The organism is Pseudarthrobacter phenanthrenivorans, from assembly GCF_036455295.1.
Taxonomy (GTDB): Bacteria; Actinomycetota; Actinomycetes; order Actinomycetales; family Micrococcaceae; genus Arthrobacter; species Arthrobacter phenanthrenivorans_C.
Map to the genome: position 1 here is coordinate 219,491 of NZ_JAYXNX010000004.1, position 25,643 is coordinate 245,133.

The following is a 25,643-nucleotide window of genomic DNA, read 5'->3' on the forward strand; positions in this document are numbered from 1 at the left end:
GGCTCACTTGTGGATGGGCGCAAGTTTGCGCTCGAAGAAGTCGATGCCAGAACGGATCTCACCGATGGGATCGGGGGACATATCGATTTCAGCGATTGCCCAGCCAGACCACCTAGCTTCCTTCAGGACACGCTGCCACTCCATCCAGTCGACGATCCCGGTTCCCAGAACGCGAAAGTAGGTCAACATTTCGGCATGGCGTTCCATGATTGGACCTTTTAGCCTGGCCCCGTCGAGGGGGCCGATGCAGTCTTTCCAGTGCATTATCGGAACCCGATCAACATGGACACGCAGCATTTCCACAGCGTCACCGCCGTCGAGAGTGACGTGTCCTGCGTCAAGGCAGAGTGAGACGGTGTCCGCAGATGTCTGCGCGAGGATTTCCGAAATGTCTTCCAACCGCGAGCAGACGGAGTAGGCGTCGGTGTGTAGTGCAAGGCGTACGCCCGCTGGTGCGGCGGCGGCGCCAAGCAGGTCTAGTTGCTCGGCTACCCGGGAGAGGTCTGATCGGTCTACAACGCCATTTGGATCACCTCCGGTGAGGGATGAACGTGGTACAGCCCCCATGACGATGAGCCCGCATCCGAGTTCAGCCAATGAATCTGCGTGTCTGCGGATCTCGTCGTCAGCCGTGGACCGGTACCCCTCATCTTCGATCGCGCCGAGAATCAGAGGCGCACCGAAGGTAAAACTTGAGCTGACCGTGAGTTTCCGCGAACGAAGCGCCGTCGCGAGTCTGGCGGCTGATCCATACGCCGCCAGTGCTGTAGTGAGTCCGCCAGGTGGCGGTGCAAATTCGATGCCTTCCACACCCGCCTCGACGCATCCGTCGAACATTCCTTCAAAATAGCGGTGGGGGTCGGCCTCAACGATGCGGACCCATTCCTCATATGAGGTCTCTTTGGCAATGCCCCAGTATGAAAGGTCGAAGAATGTGATCAGGTCTGTCCCAAGTCTGATGCGGCGGTTGGTGCTCATCAGATTCCCTTAGGACGGTCGGGCATGGTGACCCAGGCGTTTGTGGTGGCTGACTGTTCAATCGCATCGATGATCTGCTGGATGCGGACCGCTTCCCCAAAGTTCGGGTGCGCAGGTGTTTCGTCTGCAATGGCTTGGAGGAATCGACGTAGCTGGAGGGCCATTCCGTCGATGTAGCCCTGGCCAAGGCCTGGCACGGGGTACCAGACGTCTTTTTGAACGTTCTGTGCCACCTCGACGGTACGCGGTCCTGCGATGTCTGCGGGATCATCGAGCATATCGACCACAAGTTGATCGGGGTTGTTCCAGTCGAAGGCGACGCCGCCCCGTGTAGCGTCAACCTCAAACGTAAGTGCGTTCTTCTTTCCTGGCGAATAGAAGCCGGCCGAGAAAGTGCCGATAGTGCCGTTCTCGAACTCAGCGATCCATGTCGCGGCTTCGTCGAGACTATTTTGTGCGGCGCTGTCCTTGCTGTCGAGCCAGCCACCGTCGGCGTCGGACCGGTCGCGGCTGACCTGCAGCGCAGAAACCCGTGCAATGGGACCGCAGAGGTATTCGGCGATGTCAATAAGGTGCGAACCGATGTCACCTGTCGCTCCGGAGCCGCCTGTTGCCTTACTGCCCCTCCATCCGAAGTCACTTATAAAGAAGAGTGCGTCGTGAAGATAGGTTCCGCGGAACTGGAGCGGCGTTCCCAGCCGTTCGGACGACAGAAGTTCTTTGGCTTGGGAGATTGCGGGAATGTGGCGGTAATTGAAGCCTACTTGGTTGATTACCCCTCCCTCGCGGGCAGCATCCCACATCTCAAGAGCCCCCGGGACGTCATTGGTAATCGGCTTCTCGCAAAAGACGTGCTTGCCGTGCGCAATGGCCGCCAGAGCGATCTCTTTATGGAGTCCTGGCGGCGTAACGATATCTACTGCGTCGATATCAGGGGAGGCCACTACTGACCTCCAGTCCGTCGAGCTGGCCTCCCACCCCAGAGCACTGGCCGCCAGCGCTGCGGTGTCCGCATTGACGTCGACAAGCATCGCCTTTTTCACGCGGAAATTTACGTCCGAAAGTTGAGTGGCGACGGAATAGCCCAAACTATGCGCGCGACCCATGAATCCGCCACCACCAATAAGTGCGACTCTAATTTCCTTCATTAAACTGTCCTTCCAATATCTATTGATCTGGGTAATCTGCTTCTTAAAATTTCGGTGCCGCCGGCCGTCATCCCGAATGGTTGGAGCAACAAGACTCCTTTCTGCTTCGTCAACTGCCTAAACGACAGTCGCCCGAAGCAGGCTCTAGCCCCTCAGAAGAATGCCGTCTGCGTCTGGGTGAGCTGCTGCCTAAGGGGTCGAACGCCGCTTCTGCGGCAGACGAATTGAACTCGCCTCGCTTTCGAACGCATGGCTGCCCTGGGTGACGGTCGCTGGACGAAGTGCCGGCGGGCGCTGTTACTGCTGACACACCTCAATGGTCGCTACTTGTGGGAAGCCATACTTGTACGCCGGGGACCTCTTCTTGTTCAGCGTTGACAGATTTCTACGAGAGGGCGAAGATCTGCGGGCCATAGAGCCGAAAGAGCCCGAACAGGAGGCAAGAGTTCTCAGGCGGACGTTCGACGGATTAAGGTGAGCATTTGGCCATTGACGGATACGTTGTTGGCGGCTTCCAGAGCGACAAGTACTTTGTAGGTGATACTGGCAGCACACACCTCCGCGTTCAAGGCAACTGTGGTGAGTTCCCGTTCGGCAAGCGGAATGTCGTCTGATCCGATAACAGCCAGGTCTTCGGGCGCGGATTGCCGACGAGCTCGCAGGGCTTCAATGAGCATTAGCGCCACGTCGTCGTTGTGCCCGCACGCCGCGGTTACGCCTGAACGCTCGAATACGTCAAGGCAAGTGGCGTAGCTCTTCAACGATTCTTCAACGGTCGTGACAACAGGGGGAGCAAGGGAGGCCTTTTCGCATGCCCGCATTACGCCCGCCGCCCGATCCATCGCGTAGGCGTGTAGCGCTGGGTCGCTAGGCATGACAAAGCCGATACGGCGGTGACCCCGGTCAATCAAATAGTCTGCTTGTAGTTGACCGATGCGCCCATGCTCCACAATTCCGTAATCGCTCACCACCGGGGCAGGGGCGTGCTCCTCAAGAGCCGCTGTCTCTGCAGGCGGCAGCCCGCCGATGGTAACAATCAGGGTCGGAGTCAGGTATTTCCAAATGTCGCGAACAGCCCGGGAATCCACCCGTTGAGAAATGCGATGAACTAATAGGACGTACCCTCGGCGCGCTAGCTCTCTCGTAAGAGCATCAAGGGCGTGATCAAACACGAATCCCAGCGTCAGCGCTGGTACGAGGCACAGAACAATGTTGCTGTTTCCGGTCTTTAGAGCTCTCGCCTGAGGGTTGGGGACATGGCCCAAGCGGCGGGCGGTCCGTATAACGAGTTCGCGCGTGGCCGGCGATATGTGCTTATTCGGTGTGTCGTTAAGCACGTAGCTGACGGTGGCCCTGGAAACCCCCGACTCGCGGGCAACATCGGTGCTCGTGGCTCGACGGCGGCCCTCGCGTTCGTCTTTCACCGTTCTCCTCACCTCCGTCCCCCGTGAGCAGGGCATCCCCTAAGACTACTTAGTACACGGCTCCGGGCTCTGTGAATTTTGTGTCAGAAATTTGCTTGGGGACGACAGTTGGCTATCAACCTATCCCTTGACCTACCTAGTTACACGTGTAATTATATTCGTGTTTACACCTGTAACCAAACTACGAGGAGGTAGTGATGGAGCGCGCGTCGGGCACCATCAGCATCCACCGGCTGGGCCGGGGAAGATGGTTGCTGGATGAAAGATCGGACTGGCCGGACGGAGTCTGGGTCATTTTGACGGACCGCGGAACAGCAACCGCGAGTGTCGGCTCTTCTGCCGAATTCCTGGAAGAACACCGCATGCTCGTGGTTGGTAGTTCCGGATCCCTAACCATCACGGTCCCGGATGTCTCACGGACCATTGCCGTGTTGCTGCCGGGTGGAGCCGGGGACCTTTCCTTTCCAACGGGATCACTTGGCAGGCTCCTCATTAGTGTCCGTCGCGGATCGACATCCGGCATTTTGGCCCACGTCCTCCGCGGACTGGCTGAAGATGACCATAACGGGTTCAGCGAACATGGACGGCGAGTTTGTGATCACGTCACCGCGATCGTTCGCATGGCTTGTGCTGAGCAAGCCTCAACGGGACGCAGCGATGTGCATGCCCTGTTCACGGCTTCTACCGAAGTTATTGAAAATAGGTTATGGGATGAAACCTTGGACGCTGAGGACCTGGCGACGCGGCTAAACGTCTCAACCCGGACGCTCCATCGTGCATTCCGGGCTCAAGGCGCCACGGTGAGCCTGTGGATACGCGAGAGACGGCTAGACCGCTGCAGGCGGGATCTTCAGGACCCTAACTTCCACCACCTATCGGTGGGCGCCATTGCAGCGCAATGGGGCCTGAAAGACGCGGCCCATTTCAGTCGCTTATTCAAGGCTCGCTTCGGTGAGTCCCCCCGAAAGTTCAGGGCAGGTGAACCCCGTCGCGTGGAGGACTTCACGCACCAGCTTGAGGCCGGTAGCCGCGTTTTCGCCTGAAATTCCTGCTCCTCCGTCAGGCCCCCGCAAAGACGGTAGGCGCGCGATGATTGACCTGCACGGGACAGCGTCATCAACCCGCGTAGGCCACGACGCCGCTTGTCTCGGGCAGTCAAAATCGAGTCCTTGACGGACAAGTATCCAGTTGCCAAAGGCCACACAATTGAAACTAATGTCGCCGGGACAGCCGCCCGGTCGGTAAGACATCGAAAGGAAATTGCAATGACGCAAAATCGCTGGGGCATCGCCGGTGCAGGATTTATTGCCGGAATGTTTGCCTGGGACCTTGGATTCACTGATGAAGCGACCGTCACGGCAGTCGGCTCAAGGGATCTCGCGAAGGCGGAACGCTTTGCTAGCGAGCGGGGCCCGATGCGAGCCCATGGCTCGTATGAGGACCTGATGGCGGATCCGGAGGTCGACTTTGTTTACGTAGCTGTGCCGCACAGCGAACACGCGCGAGTGGCGGAACTGGCGATTCGTGCGGGCAAACCTGTCCTTGTCGAAAAGCCGTTTGCACTGAATGCACAGCAGGCCGAGTCCATTTTCGAACTCGCCATGCGGGAAAACGTGTTCGTGATGGAAGGCATGTGGTCGAGGTTCCTTCCGCACATGGTGAAGCTTCGGGACGTAGTGGAATCCGGGGCGATCGGAGAAATCGTCTCCGTGTCCGCCGATCATGGGCTGCGCTTTGACCCCGACCACCCCGAGCATCGCCTGTTCGACCCGGCCCTGGGCGGAGGAGCGCTCCTGGACCTGGGAGTTTATCCGGTGTCCTTGGTCGCTAGCCTCTTGGGTGACATCACAGACATCAGTGCCTTCGGGACACTCACTGGCACAGGGGTCGACGCCGAGTCCTCTGCAATCCTGCGCGACGCGGCGGGACGACACGGGATCATCAACACTTCGCTGTCCACTGAATCATCGAACCGCGCCAGTGTGAATGGCACGCGCGGGCGAATCGAACTCGGCTACAACTATATGATTCCCTCGGATCTACGGATCGTCACTTTTGGAGAAGGCAATCCCGCCCACGGCGAAAAGGTTGAGGACTTCATTGGGGCGGTAGAAGGCGGGATGGGATGGCGATTCGAAGCCCTTGAAGTGGCGCGCTGCGTCCGTGCGGGCCTAGGCGAAAGCCCCGTTGTTCCGCATGCGCTTACGTTGAAAACTCTCCGGATCATGGACGAGATTCGCCGGCAGATGGGGGTACGTTATGCCGCGGACTGAAGATCTCCGCAAAGTCCCGGTACTCTCGGCGACTGATGTGCGTGTTTCGTTCGGCGGCGTCGCCGTCGTAAAAAACGTTGATTTGGAGCTGTATCCGGGCGAGGTTGTGGCACTCCTCGGGGAAAACGGAGCAGGAAAATCGTCCCTGATGAAGGTACTCGCCGGCGTCTACAGTCCCGACTCGGCGAACATCACCGTTGGCGGCGAGCCGGTAAGCATTGGTTCTGTCAGTCAGGCAAGGTCCCATGGTATTGCCATGGTGCACCAAGAGCTCAACTTGGTCGATAATCTGTCCGTTGCGGAAAACATCGCCCTGGGGCGGGAACCGGCGAGAGGCCCAGGACTTGCCGCTGTCGTGGACCGCAAGGCCAGTGCACGCCAAGCGCAGGACGCACTTCAACAGGTTGGTTCAAAGGTCGATGCCCGCACCCTCGTGGGCCGCCTGTCCCTCGCCCAGCAACAACAGGTCGAAATCGCCAAGGCCCTGGCTCAGGACGAAGTCCGCGTCGTTCTCATGGACGAGCCCACCAGTTCGCTGCCGGAAGAGCAGGCGCAAGACCTGATGACTTTGATCCACAAACTGCGCGATGCCGGGCTCGCTGTCGTGATTACGACACACCGGATCCCAGAAGCCTTCGCTGTTGCCGACCGCATCGTTGTGATGCGCGACGGCAACAAAGTGGCTGAGTATGACCCAAACGATGGGAAAACTTCCAAGGAAGAGATCGTCAACAGTCTGATCGGCCGCGAACTGACGACCCTTTTCCCGACCAAACGAACCGACGTTGGGGCAGTTGCGCTTGAGCTGCAAGGTATCTCCGGGGGAATAGTCCAGGACATCGACCTCGTAGTCCGTGAAGGCGAGATCCTCGGTCTGGGGGGGTTGGTTGGAGCAGGACGCACGGAACTGGCCCGCCTCGTCTTCGGTTGCGACCCCCTCGAACGCGGACGTATACGAGTTGACGGGCGGGAATGCAAAATTCGCGGCCCGCGCGACGCAGTGAAGTACGGGCTCGGGTTGATCCCTGAAGACCGGAAGCGTGACGGGCTCGTCCTCGGACAGGACATCGAAATGAACTTGTCACTACCCAATCTCGGAAAGTGGAGCACCGGGGGTGTCCTGTCGCTGCGCCAGCTCGCGCGAAAGGCCGAAGACGCTATCGGCTCGTTTCGGGTTCGGACCAGGTCCTATCGTCAGGCGGTTGGAACGCTCTCCGGTGGAAACCAGCAGAAGGTTGTTCTGGCCAAGTGGATGGCTGTGCCGCGGCGGGTGCTCATCCTTGACGAGCCCACCCGTGGCGTCGATGTCGGCGCCAGGCAGGAAATCTATACAACGATCGACGAAATCGCACGATCAGGGGTTGCGGTCCTGCTCATTTCCTCCGATATGGAGGAGCTGATCGGAATGAGCGACCGAATCGCAGTTATGGCGGAAGGACGTCTTCAAGGCGTCCTGGAAAAAGAAGAAGTCTCGCAGGCCTACATTTTCAAGCTGGCGAGCCAATTGGAGAGCGTGTCATGAGCATTGTAAAAACCCCCCCGATCACCGAGGGCACTTCTTCAAGCGCGGGTGCCGGCGCCAAAAGAATAACCAATGGGTTTCTGTCATCGCCCTCATCCGGTGCTGTCGTATCGGTAATCCTGGTCTCGGTTTTCTTGTCCATCACGACTCCTCAATTTTTGACGCTGGATAACCTGAGTCTCGTCGCCCGGGCCTTCTCTTTCATCGCCATTGCGGCCATCGGGCAATTCGTAGTCATCCTGACCCGCGGCATCGATATCTCTTCCGGCTCGGTTATCGGACTCTCCGGCATCGTCACCGCCCTGATGTCAGGTGCCGGAATGCCCACTTGGCTGGCCCTCCTTGGCGGCATCGCCGCGGCAATGGCCGTCGGGGTCTTCAATGGATCACTTATCGCCGGACTTGGTTTGGTCTCTTTCATGGTGACGCTCGGCATGCTGAACGTTGTCCGAGGAGCGGACGTGGCTCTCACCGGGGGCTACCCCGTAACGGGCCTGGACCCATTCATTAAGTCCCTCGGACAGGGCTTTATCCTGGGCATACCGATGCCTGTCATCATCATGCTTGTCCTGGCCGGAATCATGTGGTGGGTCATGACACGGACCGTCTTCGGGCGGCAGTTGTACGCCATCGGAGGAAATGAAGAGGCCGCGCGGCTATCTGGAGTCAAAGTCAAGACCGTCACCGCCTTCGCATACGTCATTTCCGGGCTCTTCGCGGGGATTGCCGGGATACTCCTCACCGCCAGGCTTGGCGTGGCCGAATCCACCATCGGTACAGGATACGAGCTGGACATCATTGCCGCTGCAGTCATCGGCGGAGCAAGCTTTGCCGGCGGGATCGGGAACGTAACGGGAGTCATCTGGGGGGCCGCGCTACTGGGCATTGTCCGCAACGGCATGGCCCTTCTGGGTGTCGACAGTTATTGGCAGCAGATTGTCATCGGCGCCGTCATCGTAATCGCCGTCATCATCGACCGGGTCCGCACACGAACCGCCCTTCGCTGACCCGTTCACACCGAAAAAATCACCGCTATCCGAAGGAGAATAGCCATGCAGAAAAGAAACCCCGCAACGTCAAGGCGCAAACTGCATGGGGGCATAGTTGCCCTCGCTGTCGCTGTCATGCTCGTCCTGGCCGGATGCAGCTCCGGTTCACCAGCCGCCAGCAGCCAATCCAAGGGCCCGAACGACCAACTAACTTTCGTCGCAATCTTCAAAGCGCTGGGCAACGCCGGCGTCACAGCGGCCAAAAAGGGAATGGAGGACCGCGCCAAGGAGATCGGCAACATCAAAGTCGAAGTAACGGCGCCCTCGGCGCCCGACGCGGCAGCGCAAGTACAGCTCATCGAATCGTACGTTCAACGCGGAGTAGATGGCCTGATGGTATCGAGCCTCGGCCCCTCTGTTTGCGAAGCAATCAATTCAGCGATAGCCCGCGGAATTCCAGTGATCACCTTTGATTCAGACTGCCCCGACAGCAAGCGCCTCACTTACGTAGGATCCGACAACAAAGCCGGAGGACAGACAGCAGGGCAGCTGTATGCAGAAGCGGTAAAAGGAAAAGGCAAGCAGCGCATCGCCATCCTGACCGGAGTACTTGGCTCTCAAAACCTCACCGAACGGGATCAGGGCTTTGAAGAAGGACTCAAGAAAGCAGGAGTCGATTTCGAGATCGTGAAGACAGTTCCGGGCAATGACGACGTGCCCAAGTCAGTAGATGCCGTGGAATCGACCCTGAGGGGTGATGCAAGTATCAACGGATTCTTCTTCGACGGACCTTGGCCCTTCCTCGTTGAAGACTCAAACTTGCCCACCTTGGTCGACCGAACCAAGAACGGTGGCATGACCGTCGTGGCCTTCGACACTATCCAGCCGGAAATGCAAGCCGTGCGTAACGGCCTCGCTCAGGGCCTCGTCGGTCAAAAGTACTACGGCTGGGGATACCAGGGAGCGCAGGTACTGGACCAGATCGTACGTCACGGTGCAAAATTCGACAGCGTCACCGCCACGGGATTCGACCTCGTCACCAAGAATGGCGGCGAAGGTCGGTTCACACCAGATGAGATGGACGCGTTGTGGAAGAGCTATGACTTCAAAGAGACGCCCATCCTGCCGCCTGCAAAGTAATGCTGGGGAGGTGGGGTTAAGTACTGCTTCACCCCACCTCCCCACGCACGATCCTTTATCGGCAAATAGACCTCGGCAGTCCTTTTGCCGAGGTCAGTTCCACAGATGACCCGGTACAAAAAATGTCGGCACTGAATCTTCAGCACCAGTTGGACCCCGGGTACAGAAGCCGACGTGGTTTTGACCAACTTCATTATGATGTGCCTGGCGCCGCTGTCACGGATAGGTTCCAGATCGGTGAAGTCTCATCAGATGCCGCTTTACGGCTGGCGTTTACATCCGGACGTCGTTGACTTCCGAACCAGTACAGTCCGCACATTTCTTGGCGCAGCCAGGATCCATATGGCGAACGTCCCCAATAAAGTCCAGGAGTTTTCCCCATGACCCGCCTGTTCAACGAACCTTCAGCCTTCGCTGACGAAATGATCGAGGGCTTCGTCGCCTGCCATGGACGCTGGGTCAAACGCGTTCCGGGCGGCGTGGTCCGCAGCACCAAGAGCACCCCGGACACGGTGGCACTGGTGATCGGCGGGGGCTCCGGGCACTATCCTGCGTTCGCCGGCCTGGTGGGCCAGGGCCTGGCGCACGGTGCCGCGATGGGCAACCTGTTCGCGTCGCCGTCGGCGCAGCAGGTTTACAACGTGGCCAAGGCGGCCAACAACGGCGCCGGGGTGCTCTTGGGCTACGGCAACTACGCCGGCGACGTCCTGCACTTCACCCAGGCCCAGGAGAAGCTGCGCAGGGAAGGCATCGACTGCCGCAGCATCGCCGTCACCGACGACGTCTCCTCCGCCCCGATCGAAGAGCACACCAAGCGCCGCGGCATCGCCGGGGACCTGACCGTGTTCAAGGTGGCGGCTGCCGCCGCGGAAGCGGGCTACGGAATGGACGCGGTGGTGGAGATCGCCGAACGCGCCAACCACCGCACCCGTTCCTTCGGGGTGGCCTTCAGCGGGTGCACCCTGCCGGGAGCCCCCCAGCCGCTGTTCTCTGTTCCCGAGGGCCGGATGGCGGTCGGCATGGGCATTCACGGAGAACCCGGCATCGGCGAAACGGCAATTCCGACGGCGGATGAGCTCGCCGGGCTGCTCGTCGCCAAGCTCCTGACCGAGGTGCCGGCCGGCGTTGAGGTGCGCGGTGCACGGGTGGTTCCCATCCTTAACGGCCTGGGCAGCGTGAAGTACGAAGAGCTGTTCGTGGTCTACCGCCGCGTGGCGCAGCTCCTCGCCGAGGCCGGCCTGCAGGCGGTGGATCCGCAGGTGGGCGAGCTGGTCACCAGCTTCGACATGGCCGGCACGTCCCTGACCCTCTTCTGGCTCGACGACGAACTCGAGGCCCTCTGGAACGCCCCTGCCGACTCCCCGGCCTTCCGCCGCGGTGCCGTGACGGCCGAAGCGCTGGAAGAGACGGTCGATGAGGTGGCCGACGTCGAACTTCCCATTCCCGAGGCGACTGCCGCGTCCCGCGCCGGTGCCGCCCGCGTCCTCGCAGCGCTCGGCGCGGCCAAGGACGTGGTGGACGCCAACGCGGCTGAACTGGGCCGCATCGATGCGGTCGCCGGCGACGGCGACCACGGCATCGGCATGGAACGGGGCGTCGGGGCCGCCGTGAAGGCCGCGGCAGACGCCGTCGCCCGCGGCGCCGGGGCAGCCACCACCCTCTACTTCGCCGCAGACGCCTGGGCGGACAAGGCCGGCGGTACGTCCGGCGCCCTGTGGGGCATGGCCCTGCGCGCCGTCGGTGACGCGGTCGGGGACAGCACAGCGCCCGACGCCGGTGCTGTCGCCACCGGAGTGGCCGGCGCCGCGGCAGCCATCATGGACTTCGGCAAGGCCAAGGTGGGCGACAAGACCCTGGTGGACGTCCTGGTTCCCTTCCGGGATGCCCTCACCGCCGGCGTCGGGAGCGGACAGTCCCTGGCCAGCGCCTGGGACGCCGCCGCAACCGCGGCCCAGCGGGCCGCCGAGGACACCGCCCACCTGCTGCCCCTGATGGGCCGGGCACGTCCGCACGCCGAAAAGAGCCTGGGCACCCCGGACGCGGGCGCTGTCTCCATGGCCCTGATCGTCCGGGCCATCCACAACACCCTCAGCCAGAACACCACCATCAAGGAGAACGCATGAGCGCCAAACTGCGCCTGGTCATCGGAGCCGACGACGCCGGTTTCGACTACAAGGAAGCCCTCAAGGCCGACCTCGAGGCCTCCGACCTGGTCGAGTCCGTCACAGACGTGGGCGTGGACGCCACCAGCCACACCCCTTATCCCTCCGTGGCGATCGCGGCGGCGGAACTCATCGCCGCAGGACAGGCCGACCGCGCGCTGCTGGTCTGTGGAACCGGGCTCGGCGTCGCCATCGCAGCGAACAAGGTCCCCGGCGTCCGCGCCGTGACCGCCCACGACAGCTTCTCCGTTGAACGCGCCATCCTGAGTAACAACGCCCAGGTCCTCACCTTCGGCCAGCGCGTCGTCGGACTGGAACTCGCCCGGCGCCTCGCCAGGGAATGGCTCACCTACACCTTCGACGAAACCTCCGCCTCGGCAGAGAAAGTTTCCCTGATTAAGGACTACGAAGGTGTCACTTCCTGCTAAGAAGCCCAAGGCCATCATCGGCGTCAGCCTGAAGATGTACTTCGGCTACGCCCGCTCGGTGGACTACTGCCGCGACGTCGCGTCCATCGCCTTCGCCCACCCCGCGGTGCTAAGCGGCGACATCGAACTCTTTGTCCTGCCCATCCTCCCGGCACTGCCGGAAGCGGCACGGATCCTCGGTCCGGCAGGTGCCGCCACCGGAGCGCAGGACATCTTCTGGGAAGACGAGGGCGCGTTCACCGGCGAAGTCGGCGGCAAAACAGTAGCTGAACTCGGCGGCCGGTACGCCGAGGTGGGCCACGCTGAACGCCGCCGGATCTTCGACGAGGACCAGCGCGTGATCGGACTGAAGACCGCCGCGGCCTACCGCAACGGCCTGACCCCCGTCCTCTGCGTCGGGGAACTGCACCGCGGATCCGTTCAGGAAGCCGTTGCCCAGTGCACGGCGGAAATCGATGGCATCCTCAAACGCGCGTCATCGCTGGCAGCCGCCGCCAGGACCATCGTGGCGTATGAACCGCAGTGGGCCATCGGCGCCGCCGAGCCGGCCACGCCCGGGTATATCAACGCCGTCATTTCGGGGCTGGACGAGCACCTGCGCAGCCTCCCGGGGCAGGAAGAGAGCCGCGTCATCTATGGCGGCAGCGCCGGGCCGGGCCTGATCACCCAACTCGGTCCCGCCGTCGCCGGCCTGTTCCTGGGCCGCTTCGCCCACGACCCCAAAGCACTGAAGACCATCCTGGACGAAACCGCAGAGCGCATCGGCTTCAGATCGGCCGCTGGGCCCGTCGAATACGCGCCAGCCCCGGCTTCTTGAAGGCGTGTCGATTTATTGTGGGGTTGTCCAGCTTGGTCCCGCATCAGCGGAGAGTCTGCTCTTCGATCGAGGCCGGCCCCAGTGTGGCCTCCATGCGATGAAGCGGTCGTTTGGCTTCATTCGAATCTGGGGAGTGGTGTCGAGCGTGATTACCGCCTCTGGCAAGGCGCAGCCGCGAGGAGGCGCGGGGCAGGAATGTGTCCGGTAGCTATGAGAATTGGGTCCAGCCAGGAGACTCTGTTCCCGAAGCGCTTGGTCTTGCTGGCGGGAGTCCACCGGTAGGAATCATGTTCCCAATCGATTTTCAACCGTCGCTGGTTCGTTACTGCGATGAATGTGTATATCATCCACGGCATGTGGCGATCGTCGTTTAGGACTACGTCCGGTCCTTGACGCAGTTCGAGCAAGTCTTCCGGCTGGAGGCCGGTTTCTTCGATAAGTTCGTCGGCGGCCTGTTGTATAGGGGGCGTGCCGTTCTCAAGGTATCCGGTGATATGCGGTTTCTAGGGGTCGTCGCAACACCTGTTGGTTAGGTGGTTAGAAGTAAATCACGTAAACGCTCGGCTGGAGTTTTCCAGCCGAGCGTTTTGCGTGGGCGGCCGTTGAGTTCCTGGGCGACGTGTTCGAGGTCTTCGGGCCCGTAGACGGACAGGTCGGTTCCTTTGGGGAAGTACTGTCGCAGCAGTCCGTTGGTGTTCTCGTTGGATCCGCGTTGCCAGGGGCTGGCGGGGTCGCAGAAGTAGACCTGCATGTCGGTGGCGAGGGTGAACGATTTGTGTCCTGCCATTTCCGCGCCCTGGTCCCACGTCAGGGAGCCTCGCAGGTGCTCCGGCAGGGTGGACATGGTCTTGATCAGGCCGTCACGGACAGTTTCAGCGGTGTGGTCGTCCTGGAGGTGGACGAGCATTACGTAGCGCGTAGTGCGTTCGACCAAGGTCCCGATTGCCGACTGGTTGTGGGCGCCGGTGATGAGGTCCCCTTCCCAGTGGCCTGGGATGGCGCGGTCCTCGATCTCGGGCGGGCGTTCGGAAATCATGACCATGGGGTCCACGAACCGGGGCGTGCGTTGTTCCCCGGTGATGTGGGGTTTGCGGCGGGTCCGGCCGGTGCGCAGGGCTGCCTGTATCTCGCGTTTGAGTCCGCCTCTGGCTTGGAGGTAGAGGGCTTGATAGATCGTCTCTGGGCTCACGCGCATCTCCGGGTTGTCGGGGAACTCTTCGACCAGGGTGTTGCTGATCTGTTCCGGAGACCAGCGTAGGAGCAGCTTGTCCTTCACATACTCACGCAGCGTTGACTCAGCGGCGAGTTTGGCTTTTTTGGGCCGGGTCCGCCGGGCCGTGGCCTTCCGATGAGCCCCGTGCGGCAGGTAGCCCATCCCGGGGTCGGCATTTCGGGCCAGCTCGCGGCTGATCGTTGAGGGCGATCGTCCCAGAGTACGGGCGATCGCCCTGATCGAGGACCCGGCTGCGTGGAGGTCCCGGATCAGCTCCCGTTCCTTGACGTCGAGGTATCGCGGGTCGATGCGTTTCTCCAAGGCGGATACCGGGACCGGTGTCGTTCCGGCCACGCCGCCGTCGGGAGGGGTCATGGTGGTCACACCACGTTTGTAGTCGACCACCCGGCCGTCAGGGTAAATGCGTCGCCCGCTGGATTTCCGGATTCCTTGGTCCCACTCTTCGGCGGTCCGCAGATGTATCCCGACCGCCGCGGCGGCTTTCCGCCGACTCACGCCGGTCTTGCGCAGCCGGAAGTACTCACCCCGGCCCGGGTGCGGACCCGTCCCCGTTTTCCCATGGCTTTTCAGCCCGGCTTTACGGACCCAGCCGGCACATGTTGCCAGGTTCAGTCCCAACTCCCGTGCGGCGTGCGTCGTGCTCTTGAGCCGGTCGAACACCACGAAGAACTCAGCCTTTTGATCAGGGGTGTATTTCCGCTGCCCAGCTTCACGGTCCCGTGGGACCCGCTCCGGGAGCCGTGATTTATGCACCCACTGGTAGCACGTCATCTGATTGAAGCCGAGCTCCACCGCGGCCGCGCTCACACTCCCACAACGGTCCAACACAAGGAAGAACTGAGCCTTCTGCTCAGGCGTGTACTTCCTCCGCCCGACAGCTTCCTCCGTTAAAGACGACACGGTCGTTGCAACTCCCAAAAATTCTGGGTGTTGCAACGACCGCTAGAACCCGCCATACAGTGCCACAGGCCTCTATCATGAGTCAGTTCTTGACTTCTTCTGAACAGGGCGATTTTTCCGCGCCATTCGACGACCACCGCGACGATTGTACGGGAACGCGGGATGATCGGCGCATCTGTTCCGTCGGTAACGACCTGGCTCATAGCATGCTCCTCATGCAACTTTTGTGGACTAAAAAGAGCGCTAAAGTGACCCTTGTCAGAGGGAACTGAACGAACAAAATGACATGCCGCAGCTTGCTGCTCGACAAAGGCTCAAAGACTCACTTGGAGGCCGTGATGTTCGTGGTCAGCCGCTCCTCCTGGGGCTCTGTGGGCGCGTCGTTTGGGAGGTTGCTCGGACCTTGGCGGCGGGTCACCGTGAACGCGATTATCGCCGCTAACAGCAGCAGACCTGAGGCCCAGAGGAATGCGGTGGCGTAGCCATGGACCGCTGCAGGCCTGGTGGCTTGACCGGACGAAGACGCGGCCACAGCCGCGATTGAGCTCATGAGGGCTGTCCCTACAGCGCCTCCAACCTGCTGAGACGTATTAACCACGGCTGATGCGACGCCTATGTCCTTCATCGGAACACCATCGGTGGCGAGCACCATAGAGCAAAAGAAGGCAGTCCCCGAGCCTATACCTATCAGTACCCCTGCGGGGAGCACGAGCGCTACATATGCATTGTCAGTGGTGAGCCCTGTCAGCATGAGCAGGCCCGCTGCACTGAGGAGGTATCCGGTTCCCATCAGGGCTCGGGTTGGGATGCAGCGGAATAATGGCGGGCCAACGTAGCTGGACCCAATGATGAGGCATGCCACGACGGGGAGGAACGCCAGGCCACAGAGCAGCGGGGAGAATCCGAGCAGGGACTGCATATAGTAGGAGAGGAAAAGAAACTGCGTGAAGAGCACTGCTGACGCCAGTGCCCCGCTTAGGAAGGCCGCACCCCGGTTTCGATCCGCAAGCACGTGCAGCGGCAGCAGGGGAGATGCTGCGCGATGCTCCACCATGAGGAAAGCTGCCAGCAAAACGGTTGCGGCTACGAGTGAGGCGATGGTGGAACCGTGGCCCCAGCCAGAAGTTTCGGCTCGACTGAAGCCGAGCACAAGGCTGGCCAAGCCGGCCGATGCCAGCATTATGCCGGGAAGGTCGAGCCGTTCGTGTTTGCGCTTATCCCCGGTCTCTTGAATGTAGCGGACGGCGCCGGCGAGGGCGATGGCGGCGAAGACCGTGTTTACCAGGAGTGTCCAGCGCCACGAAGCGTACTCTGTGAGTGCTCCTCCGAGGAGCATGCCGATGCCGCCGCCGGCGCCGGCGACGGCGCTGAAGACTCCGAATGCCTTTGCTCGTTCGCTGCCAATGGTGAACGTGGCCGATAGGAGTGAGAGCGCCGCCGGTGCAAGAAGCGCAGCGAATGCTCCCTGGAGAACGCGGGCGGCCAGCAGCAACTCGATATTGGCGGCAAGGCCTCCCAGCACGGAAGCCATACCAAACCCGATCAGGCCGATGGAGAACGCACGGGATCGCCCCCACCGGTCGGCGATTCGTCCGCCGAGCAGAAGGAGCGCCCCGAATGCCAGGCTGTAGGCAGTGATCACCCACTGGCGATCGGCGTTGTTGAACCCGAGGTCCGCCTGCGCCTGCGGGAGCGCGATGTTCATGATCGAGGCGTCGAAGACGACGATTAATTGGGCGAGTGAGATAAAGACCAGTGCTGCCCAGCGGTGCCGCGCTATTGGTTCTGCAACGGCACGTGCGGCCGGGGTGTCAGCCATGTAGGAGATCTCCATTCATAGGACGGCCTCAAGCGAGGGAAGTTGTGAATTCGGCGCCGTGCCCGGTGGTGGCAACATGAGCCCTGAAGCATTGCGGGTGTTCGATCCCGTGTTGTCAGGTGCCTCGCGTTAGGTAGTGACTGCGGTGTCTGGCGTGACGGTGGACCTGCAGGTGTCCATTCTCCCGACCTTGGAGCGGGTGTCTTCCGGTCGGGAGAATGGGCGAACAGTCTCAGTCACCGTTCTTGAGATGCCGGTATTGGCCCTTGAAGAAGAGGAGCGGTTCGAGCTGGTGCCTTTCGCTGCTGATGAGTTCGTTGACTGCTCCGACGACAATGAAGTGGTCGCCGGCTTCGTATTCGGCGTGGATGGTGCAATCGATCCAGATGAGGCTGTCGGCGAGGATGGGATTGCCGCCTGCGGTTGGGTTCCAGGTGATTCCGACCCACTTGTCGGTTCCGGATCGGGCGAATTGATTGGCGACAGCGTGCTGGTGATGCGCGAGGACGTTTACGGCAAACTTTCCTGTTTCGCGGATGCGGGGGTATGTGGTTGAGGTTTTCATGACGCTGAACGAAATGAGGGGTGGTTCAACTGAGACGCTGTAGAAGGATTGGCAGGTGAATCCCAGGGGTTCGCCGTTGTCGTCACCGGTAATGATCGTCAGCCCGGAGGCGTAGTGCCCGAGGGTGTCACGGAAGTGGCGCGGGTCAATGCTGGAGCTGTGCTTTGCGGGTTGTGTTGCAGTGTTCATCGTTGGTACCTACTTACTTGGGACGAGGGTGCTGTAGCGCACCCCGATTTCTGGTTGGAAGGTGATCCCGGTGATGCCCGGGACGGTAACGATTGACCGGCCTATGGTGGCGATAGGCAGGAATGATGCGTCGTCGGCGGCTATGTCCTGGATACTGCTGTAGGCCTTGTCGCGTTCGTTGCCCGGTCCCTGGGATGCCCACGTTTTTTGGAGTTCGTCGACTTTAGGGTTTGAGAAGTGTGAGAAGTTAAGGACGCCATGGGAGGTTGCCCAGAGGTTGGTTGGCGCTTTTGCGTCTTCGAGATAGACGGAGATGTTGAACAGGATCATGTCGGCCGCCGGGGTCGCTGTTTGGCCGGAGCCGCGGGCAAGGATTGAGGATAGGACGGTGCTCGTCGTCTGGGACTGTAGGGTGACCTTGATCCCAATTTTGTCCAGTGCGTCTTTGATGAGCAGTGCCGTGGATTCGTAGGTGGCGGCTTCGTTGCTGTATTGCAGGGTGATGTTGATGCTAGGACTGCCGGCCTGGTCCATGAGTTGCCGTGCTTTTTGGGGGTCGCCGTAGGTCTGCCAGGACGGCGTGTATCCGGAGGCATGTGGGCTGACGAAAGAGAGGGAGCGTTCGGCGTCACCGAAGTAGACCTGCTGCACGATCTTGTCGTAGGGGAGGGCGTGGGCGATGGCCTGTCGCACAAGCGGATTGGCGAGGGGGCCGGTGTCGGAAGCGAGCTGCAGTTCCAGGTAGTTCTGGGTTGGAGCGTGAACTGCGCGGAATCCTGAGCCGCGCAGTGAGTTGACGTCTTTCGGTGTCAGCCCGTAGAGCCCTACGTTCACCGTGTTGCCTTTGAGCAGGGAGGAGACGTTCGCGTCGTTGACGACGTTGATGCGGACGGTGGAGAAGGCAGGCTCGCCGCTCCAGGCACCGGGGACGGCCTTCAGGGTAAGCGATTGGCCAGGGGTCCGGCTGTCAATGTAGTAGGGTCCCGTTCCGGCGACGTTTTGGGCCAGCCAGGCGCCGCCATCGGGGTCGCTGGTGGTAGCGTGAGAGAGCGCTGTGGCGGAGTCGACGATGCCGTAGGTGGCAAAGCGGAGAGCGGCCAGGGACGCGGGGGAGGCGGGTGCCGGGCTTCCTTGGGCGTCCGTGTAATGGAGTGCGACGGTGGCAGGATCGATAATCTCGATCTGTTGTGGCGTATAGATGCCGCTGCTGGTCAATTCGGGGCCTCCGGTTTTACCCAGGTTGCGTTCCAGAGAGAATTTGACGTCTGCTGCAGTAAGCGGGTTTCCGCTCGGGTAGAACTTCACATTCTGACGGAGATGGAACGTTGCTGTTGAGCCGTCAATGGTCCACTTCTCGGCCAGGCCGGGGGTAATCACGAGGCCTTGGGCTACTCTTGAGCCGTCATCTCCGTCCCTGTATTCATACCCGACGAGGGTTTGGTACACGTTCATGGAGACTTCGTTATTTTGATCTGTGGCCGACCACGCCGGATCAAGTGTGGTCGCATCATTGGGCCAGGCGACGGTGATTGATTCAGGCTTTGCGGCGCTGACGGCGGTGTTCTGTGGTGTACAGGCGGACAGCGCTATCAGGAGGGCACTGATAAGAAGTGGGGCGATGCCCTTCTTCGAGGTTTTTGGGTTCAAAATGGGCATGGGGTTCCTCGGATTGGTGTGGCAACTGACTGTTGAGAGTTGGGGTGGGCTGGTGAGGTCAGGGGTTTAGCAGGTGGCAGGCGGCCCGGTGTCCTGTTGCGACTGTGACCAGTGTTGGAGTGTGCTCGCGGCACGAGTCCATGGCGAGTGGGCATCGGCTTGCGAGGACGCAGCCGTTGCGGGCGCCTATCAGCTTGGGGGCTTCGCCGGCCAGGCGGATTTCCCGTACATGCTGGGTCAAGGAAGCGACAGGGGAGGCGTCCCGCAGTGCTCTGGTGTATGGGTGGGAGGGGCTTTTGAGCACTTCGGTGGCGGGGCCTTCCTCAACGACGCGGCCCAGATACATCACCATGACGCTGTCGGCCATGTACTGGACCGCTTCCAGGTCATGGCTGATGAGTACGTAGGCTATTCCCGTGCGCTCTTGAAGGCCGTTGAGCAGGTCCAGGATTTGACGACGGGTTGATACGTCCAGTGATGCTGTGGGTTCGTCCAGGATGATCACTTTTGGTTGCACGGCGATGGCCCGGGCAATCCCGATCCGCTGTCGCTGGCCGCCGCTGAGGGCGTGGGGCAACCGGTGTGCCATCGTCTCAGGGAGTTCGACGAGGCGGAGCAGTTCCTTGACGCGCTCTTGCCGCTCTGCTGCTGAGAGGTGCGTGTGCAGACGAAGCGGTTCGTCGAGAATTGCGCCGACTTTCATGCGGGGGTTCAGTGAGGCGTGGGGGTCTTGGAACACCATCTGAATATCGGAGTAGACCGTGCGTGCAGCGCGGCGGAGTGTCCCGTGACCGATGTTCGTGCCGGCGACAATGATGTCGCCGGTGTCCGGATCGATCATCCTTACTATGCATTTGGCCAGGGTCGATTTCCCCGAGCCGCTCTCGCCGACTACTGCAAGAGTTTGGCCGGGGGCGACTGTGAACGAGATCGAATCGACAGCTATGATTTCTCCGTGTTCCCGTCCTGAGCGGGCGGGGAAGCTCTTTCGAAGGCCATCGACAACGAGACTGGGGGCCTGGCTCATCGGGTTCTTTCCTCTCCGAGCCTGCTCGCGGCTATCAGCCGTGCTGAGTACTCGTGTTGCGGGTTTTCAAAGAATTCCCGCGTGGTGGTTTGTTCGATGACGCGTCCGGAGCGCATGACGACGACGCGGGAGGCGATCTGGGCGACGACCCCCAGGTCGTGCGTTATGAGGCACGTGGTGAGGTTTTCGTCTGCAGTGAGTTTCGCGACGAGGTCGATGATTTCGCTTTGGATCGTCACGTCGAGACCGGTAGTGGGCTCGTCGAGGATGAGGCATGAGGGACGCCGGACGAGGGCAAGGGCGAGGGCGACACGTTGGGCCATGCCGCCGGAGATTTGGTGGGCGTACTGCCGCATCCGATGCTCTGGTTCCGAGACTTGTACCGACTTCAGCGAATCCACTGCAAGGGCGCGGGCAGCAGGCCGAGTGAGGGTCCTGTTGAGCCGTGCGGCGTCTTCAAGTTGACGGCCGATGGTGAAGACCGGATTCAGCGAAGCCTTGGCATCTTGAAACACTGTGCCGATGACCCGGCCGCGGATCGTCCGCAGTTGTTTGTCATTCCATGCCGAGATGTCTTGGCCATCGATAACGATGCGGCCGGAGGTGCGTTTGAAACCCGCCGCGGTGAGACCGAGGACATTCAGGGCCGTTAGTGACTTGCCGCTGCCCGTTTCACCCACGACTGCTGTGACACCGCCGCGCGGGACGTTGAATGAGACGTTATGGAGGGCCGGGTGCTCTGATCCATTCCTGGAACGGAACACCCCACTGAGCCCTTCAATCCTGATGTGAGGGACTTCTGCTGTAAGACTCATGGAGTGTGCTCCTTGTCGGTCAGGCCATCGCCCACGAGGTAAAAGGCGCAGGCAAGGATGATGATCGCCAGTCCCGGGAAGAGGGAGATCCACCAGGATTCGATGTCGTGCCTGCCGGCAGCAATCATGGACCCCCATTCGGGGCTGCCGGGTTCAATGCCCACTCCGATGAAACCGAGGCTTGAGATGATGATGGCTACCCACGCCGCGTTGATTGCAGCGAAGGAGATCAGAGGGCTGAGTGTGTTGGGGACCAGGTGGCGGAAGAGCACTCCGGCACCTGAATGGCCTACCATTCGTGCCGCGTCAGCGTACTCCAGGTTCTTTTGGCTGAGCACTTCTGCCCGGGCCAACCGCAGATAACCGGGTATGCCGACGATCATGATCACGATGACGACATTCGTTATGCCGGGTCCGGTCGTCACCACGATGAGCATCGCGAGCAGCAGCGGCGGGAAGGCCTGAAGTATTTCGACCAGGCGCATCACTACTGTGTCAAAGGCGCCTCCCAGGAAACCGGTTAGCGCACCTGTCAGGCCCCCGGCTACAAAGGCCAGGGCAACGCTGATAAGCGTGACACCGAAATCGGTTGCTGTTGCAGCAAGCGTCTTGGAGAAAATGTCGGCACCGACGGCGTCGGTCCCGAACCAATGGACGGCATCCGGTGCCGAAAAGGGGACGCCTACACCGGTGGCCTTGGGATCAAAGGGCGTCCACATTTGCCCGAGTACCGCCGTGAGCACGAGCACTCCCATGAGCAGCAGGCCAAGCATCAGCGGTAGGTTGAAGGCGTTGAATCGACTACGTAGTGATTTACGAAGCGGGGCGGCTATTTCCGCCTGGGGAGTTGCGCGGATCATGGTCATGAGGTTCGGATCCTCGGGTCAGCGAGGCGGTACGCGACATCGACCGCCGTGTAGATGAGCACATACAGGACCGCGGAGTAGAGCACGAAGCCCTGCAAAGCGGGGAAATCGGATTGCTGGATGGCGTTGAGCGCGTACTGGCCCACACCCGGCCAGCCAAACACGCTTTCGACAAGCACCGCCCCTGCGAAGGCAAAGGCAACAGCGTTGGCGATCATCGTGATAACGGGCAGTACAGCGTTCTTGAGCGCGTACCTGAAATGTATGGCATGGTCCGGGAAACCAAGGGCCCTGGCATTTCGCACGTACGGGCTATCAAGGGCACCCACCATAGCGGTCCGGGTAACGCGGGTGATCGGTGAAAACACACCGAACATCAGGGTTACGACGGGCAAGACCAGGTGGGTCGCAGAAACTCCAAAAGTAGTCCACTGCCCAGCCAGGGCTGAGTCGATAAGGTACCAGCCGGTAACCGGTGGTGGCGGAGCGACACCAAAGGGCAACCGGCCGATCGGCCCGGGCAGAAGCCCCAGACTCACGAAGAACAGTGACAACAGCACTAGACCCAGCCAGAACTGCGGCATAGCAAGCGCGGCGACGGTAAGGGCACGGATTCCGTGGTCGAGAATGCGGTCACGTTGTACTGCCGCGACCACGCCCAGCAGGATTCCTATGATGATGCCGATCACCAAAGCGGCAGTGCCCAGCTCCAGGGTCGCCGGCAGCCGGGAGGCCAGATCCTCCGTGACGGGCCTGCCGGTCATGAACGAAGTCCCCAGGTCCCCTTGCATTAATGACTGAAGAAAACGCAGGTATTGCTCCCACAGGGGCCGGTCGAGGCCGAGCTGGTGTTCGATAGCCGCTCGAATTTCGGGAGTGGCATCAGCGGGGACGAGGAGCGTCGCGGGTGATGGAGACACGATGCGTGAGAGGAAGAACGTCACCGTAACGACGCCCCAGATAACGAAGACCGCGCCAGCGAATCGAACGGCGATTGTCCGGGCAACCTGACGTTTTGCTGCGCGTCGTGGTCGCATCCGGGCGGGAGCCGCAGGCAACGTTGGGGGAGCGAGGGAAGTCGTCGTGCTCATGAGACGGACGCGGTAAGTTTCAGTCCGGCACGGAAGGAGGACCCGCGGTGATCCTCCCGGAGATGGCGCTGCCCGGAACCAAACAGCCGTTCACGCAGGGTGCTCTCCTCATAGTCCTGGCGGAACAAACCTTTATCACGCAAAATCGGCAAGAGCAGCTCGAAGACGTCATCGTGAGTGCCGGGACTGATGTGGGACTCGATCATGAAGCCGTCAATCCCGGTTTCCTCCACGTAGGCCGTCATTTTCCCGACGACCTCTTCTGGGGTTCCGGAAAGGATGAGCCCGCGCAGGCCCCGCGTGCGGAACTCGTCGAGAATCTCACGCACCGTTGCGGCGGGGCGGTCGGGCGTTGCCTGGTAACGGTCAATGTTGGACTGTCCAACCTCGCTGGTCATGCCCTCAAGCGTGGAGTCAGGTTCGAGCTCAAGAAGGTTAATACCGGTGTTGAAGGCAAATCGGACAGCTCCGGCCACATCGGACGAATACTCCGCGAGTTCTTCCGCCTTAAGCTTTGCCCGCTCGGGATCCTGGTCGGTGAGCAGCGTGACGCCCACAAGGATCTTTATCGAGTTCCGATCCCGTCCGTTGGCCTCTGCCCGCTCCCGGATGTCCTTAACGTTCGCGGCCACGGCCTGCGGAGTAGTCCCCTGCAGGAATACGCACTCAGCGTTCCGTGCAGCAAATTCCTTGCCCCGATCTGATGTCCCCGCCTGGAAGAGGACGGGAGTGCGCTGGGGGGTCGGTTCAACCGTGAACATGCCGTGGCAGGAAAAGTAGGGACCGTCGTAATCGACGGGGTGGACCATCGAGGCATCAGCATAGAGTCCTGATTCCTTGTCGGCCTTCACGGCGCCGTCCTCCCACGCACCCTCCCACAAGGTGAGACTGAGATCCACGTAATCGTCCGCTACGGCGTATCGATCGGAGTGTTTGGTGACGTCCAACCCGAATAATCCCGCCGCGGTGTCCGCGGAGGAGCCTGTAACGATGTTCCAGCCGATTCTGCCGTTGGAAAAGTGGTCCAGAGTAGCAAAGCGGCGAGCGTTGGAATACGGCAAATCAAAGGACGTGGCACTTGTCAGGACCAGTCCGATGCGCTCTGTGGCTGCAGCCAAGGCGGACACCAATACCAGGGGGTCAGATCGCGAGAGATCGGCGTCCCGAATGGCCTCCTCGGGAACAACTCCGTTGAGCGAGGGGTAGCCGAAGGAGTCGGCCAGGAAAATGAAGTCCAGCTTGGCCGCCTCAGCCCGTTGGGCCAAGGAAGTCCAATAGGACAGGTCCCGGTAGTTGGTTGTCGTGTTGTCGGGGTGCCGCCAGCTGTTACCAGAGGTGCCGTTTGGAGTCACTGTCTGGAACAACCCGAGGATAAGTGGTTTCACGCTAGTCCTATCTGTAAGTCACCGCGTTGGTAGTACATACAGTGAGGCGCATCACGAGCCGGTGTCAACGGTTTGCAGAATTATTTTCTGCACAAGACTTTCTTGCGGAAAAAATTTCTGAAAAGGGTAGCGGGGCGCTGTGAGGTGGCGTAGGCTCAAGCGACAACGCTGTAAAGCACCACCTCTCAGAAAGCTTCGGGCGGTCTGTAGGAGATGGCGGTCGAACTCTTCCTGGGACTCGTCTTCCATTGAGGTGCCAGGCGAGAAGGAACAAAACAAGGAGGTTTGTCAGTGTCAGTTGACGTGCTGCAGCCAAAAGCCGCCCGCTACCCGATCGAGTCAGTCGCCAACGCTGGCCGGCTCCTGGCACTGTTCAAAGAACGCCGTGAGCTTCGGCTCTCCGACGTTGCAGAATCGTTGTCCGTGTCCCCCTCGACCGCCCATAGGCTTCTCACGACTCTGGAAGTGAGTCAGATGGTGATGCAGAACACAAATACGCGTTGCTACGAACCGGGTCCTGAGCTGATGGCCATTGCCCATGCGCTGCTGCCCACGGAGACCCGTTGGAGTTTCGCCCGGCCCTACCTGGAACAGTTAAGTGAACGGGTGGGCGAGACGGTCAGCCTCGCAATACTTCAGGGACCAGTGGTCGTGTTTGTTGAGTCCGTCGAGTCCGAAGCCCCAGTGAGGGTAGGGTCACGTCTCGGTGCTGTTATGCCGGCTCATTGCACTTCCGTAGGAAAGCTTCTTCTTTCGCAGTTGACGGAAGAAAAACTTTTCGAAACCTACCCATCAGAGGAACTGGTGCAGGCAAACGAGAAAAGCATTGCCACCCGGCAAGAGCTCCAGACACAGCTTCGCAAGACGGCGAAACGCGCTTATGCCACGAATTTTGGCGAGGGCGAGCCCGGCATCAGTGGAGTCGCGGTGCTTGTAGAGGCCAAAACTCGTCCAACGTATGCGCTGGCTGTCGCAGCGCCAAGCGAGCGTCTGGCCCAGACGCGCGTCAAAGAGCTGCTAAACGAACTGCGAGTTACGGCGAGTGCTTTGGCGGAATTGAGCTAGAAGACCTTGCCGAACCGGTAATGGCACGAGTCCTCTCATTAACGATCTCCAGCGTTGAGGGGCCATCCCTCAGGTGCACAGATCTAGGTCACTAGGCTCCTGAAGACGACCTCCAATTCCGGAACACCTCCGGAACCGGATGCATCGGGG

The 25,643-nt window shown here is 60.7% G+C and carries 22 protein-coding genes; 9 read left to right on the plus strand and 13 right to left on the minus strand.

Annotation, left to right across the window (positions count from 1 at the left end; translation table 11 throughout):
• Window positions 1-3: 3 nt before the first annotated feature.
• From VXJ37_RS07100 to VXJ37_RS07110, 3 genes are all read right to left on the minus strand, one after another.
• Window positions 4-978: a sugar phosphate isomerase/epimerase family protein gene (locus VXJ37_RS07100; protein WP_331322344.1), complete on the minus strand. Its 975-nt coding sequence runs from the start codon at window positions 976-978 to the stop codon at window positions 4-6.
• Window positions 978-2,126 (minus strand): Gfo/Idh/MocA family protein, encoded by a 1,149-nt coding sequence (locus tag VXJ37_RS07105; protein WP_331322345.1) that lies wholly within the window; start codon window positions 2,124-2,126, stop codon window positions 978-980. The genes VXJ37_RS07100 and VXJ37_RS07105 overlap by 1 nt, the downstream gene beginning before the upstream one ends.
• Before the next feature lie 449 nt (window positions 2,127-2,575).
• The gene (locus VXJ37_RS07110) at window positions 2,576-3,550 is read right to left on the minus strand and encodes a LacI family DNA-binding transcriptional regulator (protein WP_331322346.1); all 975 of its coding nucleotides are present in this window, start codon (window positions 3,548-3,550) and stop codon (window positions 2,576-2,578) included.
• Between the two features lie 620 nt (window positions 3,551-4,170).
• Between VXJ37_RS07110 and VXJ37_RS07115 the strand changes: the two genes are divergently transcribed.
• The 8 genes from VXJ37_RS07115 to VXJ37_RS07150 all read left to right on the plus strand — a co-directional run bounded on the left by VXJ37_RS07115 (window position 4,171) and on the right by VXJ37_RS07150 (window position 12,881).
• A complete protein-coding gene (locus VXJ37_RS07115) occupies window positions 4,171-4,593 on the plus strand; it encodes a helix-turn-helix transcriptional regulator (RefSeq protein ID WP_331322490.1) in 423 nt (140 codons plus the stop codon).
• Between the two features lie 222 nt (window positions 4,594-4,815).
• Entirely contained in the window at window positions 4,816-5,823 is a 1,008-nt protein-coding gene (locus VXJ37_RS07120) for a Gfo/Idh/MocA family protein (RefSeq protein ID WP_331322347.1), read from the plus strand.
• Complete coding sequence (locus tag VXJ37_RS07125; protein WP_331322348.1) at window positions 5,810-7,345, plus strand: sugar ABC transporter ATP-binding protein; 1,536 nt, start codon at window positions 5,810-5,812, stop codon at window positions 7,343-7,345. Before VXJ37_RS07120 ends, VXJ37_RS07125 begins: the two co-directional genes overlap by 14 nt.
• A 158-nt stretch (window positions 7,346-7,503) precedes the next feature.
• Window positions 7,504-8,352 (plus strand): ABC transporter permease, encoded by an 849-nt coding sequence (locus VXJ37_RS07130; protein WP_331322349.1) that lies wholly within the window; start codon window positions 7,504-7,506, stop codon window positions 8,350-8,352.
• Between the two features lie 45 nt (window positions 8,353-8,397).
• Window positions 8,398-9,474 carry a substrate-binding domain-containing protein gene (locus VXJ37_RS07135; protein WP_331322350.1) on the plus strand — a complete coding sequence of 359 codons (1,077 nt, stop codon included), beginning with the start codon at window positions 8,398-8,400 and terminating at the stop codon, window positions 9,472-9,474.
• Window positions 9,475-9,854: 380 nt separating this feature from the next.
• Window positions 9,855-11,597: a dihydroxyacetone kinase family protein gene (locus VXJ37_RS07140; protein ID WP_331322351.1), complete on the plus strand. Its 1,743-nt coding sequence runs from the start codon at window positions 9,855-9,857 to the stop codon at window positions 11,595-11,597.
• A complete protein-coding gene (locus VXJ37_RS07145) occupies window positions 11,594-12,064 on the plus strand; it encodes a ribose-5-phosphate isomerase (protein WP_331322352.1) in 471 nt (156 codons plus the stop codon). The genes VXJ37_RS07140 and VXJ37_RS07145 overlap by 4 nt, the downstream gene beginning before the upstream one ends.
• The gene (locus VXJ37_RS07150) at window positions 12,048-12,881 is read left to right on the plus strand and encodes a triose-phosphate isomerase family protein (RefSeq protein WP_331322353.1); all 834 of its coding nucleotides are present in this window, start codon (window positions 12,048-12,050) and stop codon (window positions 12,879-12,881) included. Before VXJ37_RS07145 ends, VXJ37_RS07150 begins: the two co-directional genes overlap by 17 nt.
• A gap of 149 nt (window positions 12,882-13,030) precedes the next feature.
• On the opposite strand, the gene VXJ37_RS21125 is transcribed toward VXJ37_RS07150, so the two are convergent.
• The 10 genes from VXJ37_RS21125 to VXJ37_RS07195 all read right to left on the minus strand — a co-directional run bounded on the left by VXJ37_RS21125 (window position 13,031) and on the right by VXJ37_RS07195 (window position 24,428).
• Window positions 13,031-13,375: an NUDIX domain-containing protein gene (locus VXJ37_RS21125; RefSeq protein ID WP_369605607.1), complete on the minus strand. Its 345-nt coding sequence runs from the start codon at window positions 13,373-13,375 to the stop codon at window positions 13,031-13,033.
• Window positions 13,376-13,410: 35 nt separating this feature from the next.
• On the minus strand, window positions 13,411-14,610 hold the full coding sequence (locus VXJ37_RS07155) for an IS30 family transposase (protein ID WP_331322491.1): 1,200 nt from the start codon (window positions 14,608-14,610) through the stop codon (window positions 13,411-13,413).
• 727 nt (window positions 14,611-15,337) lie between these two features.
• Complete coding sequence (locus VXJ37_RS07160) at window positions 15,338-16,834, minus strand: MFS transporter (RefSeq protein WP_331322354.1); 1,497 nt, start codon at window positions 16,832-16,834, stop codon at window positions 15,338-15,340.
• Between the two features lie 232 nt (window positions 16,835-17,066).
• Window positions 17,067-17,588: a flavin reductase family protein gene (locus VXJ37_RS07165; protein WP_331322355.1), complete on the minus strand. Its 522-nt coding sequence runs from the start codon at window positions 17,586-17,588 to the stop codon at window positions 17,067-17,069.
• A 9-nt stretch (window positions 17,589-17,597) separates the two neighbouring features.
• Window positions 17,598-19,244 carry an ABC transporter substrate-binding protein gene (locus tag VXJ37_RS07170; protein ID WP_331322356.1) on the minus strand — a complete coding sequence of 549 codons (1,647 nt, stop codon included), beginning with the start codon at window positions 19,242-19,244 and terminating at the stop codon, window positions 17,598-17,600.
• Window positions 19,245-19,302: 58 nt separating this feature from the next.
• A complete protein-coding gene (locus VXJ37_RS07175; protein WP_331322357.1) occupies window positions 19,303-20,271 on the minus strand; it encodes an oligopeptide/dipeptide ABC transporter ATP-binding protein in 969 nt (322 codons plus the stop codon).
• On the minus strand, window positions 20,268-21,086 hold the full coding sequence (locus VXJ37_RS07180) for an ABC transporter ATP-binding protein (RefSeq protein ID WP_331322358.1): 819 nt from the start codon (window positions 21,084-21,086) through the stop codon (window positions 20,268-20,270). The genes VXJ37_RS07175 and VXJ37_RS07180 overlap by 4 nt, the downstream gene beginning before the upstream one ends.
• Window positions 21,083-21,952, minus strand: coding sequence for an ABC transporter permease (locus VXJ37_RS07185; RefSeq protein ID WP_331322359.1), 870 nt, complete (start codon window positions 21,950-21,952; stop codon window positions 21,083-21,085). Before VXJ37_RS07185 ends, VXJ37_RS07180 begins: the two co-directional genes overlap by 4 nt.
• Complete coding sequence (locus VXJ37_RS07190; protein WP_331322360.1) at window positions 21,949-23,043, minus strand: ABC transporter permease; 1,095 nt, start codon at window positions 23,041-23,043, stop codon at window positions 21,949-21,951. Before VXJ37_RS07190 ends, VXJ37_RS07185 begins: the two co-directional genes overlap by 4 nt.
• Window positions 23,040-24,428, minus strand: coding sequence for an NtaA/DmoA family FMN-dependent monooxygenase (locus VXJ37_RS07195; protein ID WP_331322361.1), 1,389 nt, complete (start codon window positions 24,426-24,428; stop codon window positions 23,040-23,042). The genes VXJ37_RS07190 and VXJ37_RS07195 overlap by 4 nt, the downstream gene beginning before the upstream one ends.
• A gap of 291 nt (window positions 24,429-24,719) precedes the next feature.
• Here VXJ37_RS07195 and VXJ37_RS07200 point away from each other — a divergent pair, with 291 nt between their 5' ends.
• Complete coding sequence (locus VXJ37_RS07200) at window positions 24,720-25,493, plus strand: IclR family transcriptional regulator (RefSeq protein ID WP_331322362.1); 774 nt, start codon at window positions 24,720-24,722, stop codon at window positions 25,491-25,493.
• The last annotated feature ends 150 nt before the right edge of the window (window positions 25,494-25,643 follow it).

Excerpts from the sequence above, each read along its gene's own strand:
- VXJ37_RS07115 (WP_331322490.1), top strand. The coding sequence starts at position 4,171 with ATGGCTTGTGCTGAGCAAGCCTCAACGGGACGCAGCGATGTGCATGCC.
- VXJ37_RS07170 (WP_331322356.1), bottom strand. The coding sequence starts at position 19,244 with ATGCCCATTTTGAACCCAAAAACCTCGAAGAAGGGCATCGCCCCACTT.
- VXJ37_RS07125 (WP_331322348.1), top strand. The coding sequence starts at position 5,810 with ATGCCGCGGACTGAAGATCTCCGCAAAGTCCCGGTACTCTCGGCGACT.
- VXJ37_RS07175 (WP_331322357.1), bottom strand. The coding sequence starts at position 20,271 with ATGAGCCAGGCCCCCAGTCTCGTTGTCGATGGCCTTCGAAAGAGCTTC.
- VXJ37_RS07160 (WP_331322354.1), bottom strand. The coding sequence starts at position 16,834 with ATGGCTGACACCCCGGCCGCACGTGCCGTTGCAGAACCAATAGCGCGG.
- VXJ37_RS07135 (WP_331322350.1), top strand. The coding sequence starts at position 8,398 with ATGCAGAAAAGAAACCCCGCAACGTCAAGGCGCAAACTGCATGGGGGC.
- VXJ37_RS07140 (WP_331322351.1), top strand. The coding sequence starts at position 9,855 with ATGACCCGCCTGTTCAACGAACCTTCAGCCTTCGCTGACGAAATGATC.
- VXJ37_RS07120 (WP_331322347.1), top strand. The coding sequence starts at position 4,816 with ATGACGCAAAATCGCTGGGGCATCGCCGGTGCAGGATTTATTGCCGGA.
- VXJ37_RS07180 (WP_331322358.1), bottom strand. The coding sequence starts at position 21,086 with ATGAGTCTTACAGCAGAAGTCCCTCACATCAGGATTGAAGGGCTCAGT.
- VXJ37_RS07165 (WP_331322355.1), bottom strand. The coding sequence starts at position 17,588 with ATGAACACTGCAACACAACCCGCAAAGCACAGCTCCAGCATTGACCCG.
- VXJ37_RS07145 (WP_331322352.1), top strand. The coding sequence starts at position 11,594 with ATGAGCGCCAAACTGCGCCTGGTCATCGGAGCCGACGACGCCGGTTTC.
- VXJ37_RS07105 (WP_331322345.1), bottom strand. The coding sequence starts at position 2,126 with ATGAAGGAAATTAGAGTCGCACTTATTGGTGGTGGCGGATTCATGGGT.
- VXJ37_RS07190 (WP_331322360.1), bottom strand. The coding sequence starts at position 23,043 with ATGAGCACGACGACTTCCCTCGCTCCCCCAACGTTGCCTGCGGCTCCC.
- VXJ37_RS07185 (WP_331322359.1), bottom strand. The coding sequence starts at position 21,952 with ATGACCATGATCCGCGCAACTCCCCAGGCGGAAATAGCCGCCCCGCTT.
- VXJ37_RS07100 (WP_331322344.1), bottom strand. The coding sequence starts at position 978 with ATGAGCACCAACCGCCGCATCAGACTTGGGACAGACCTGATCACATTC.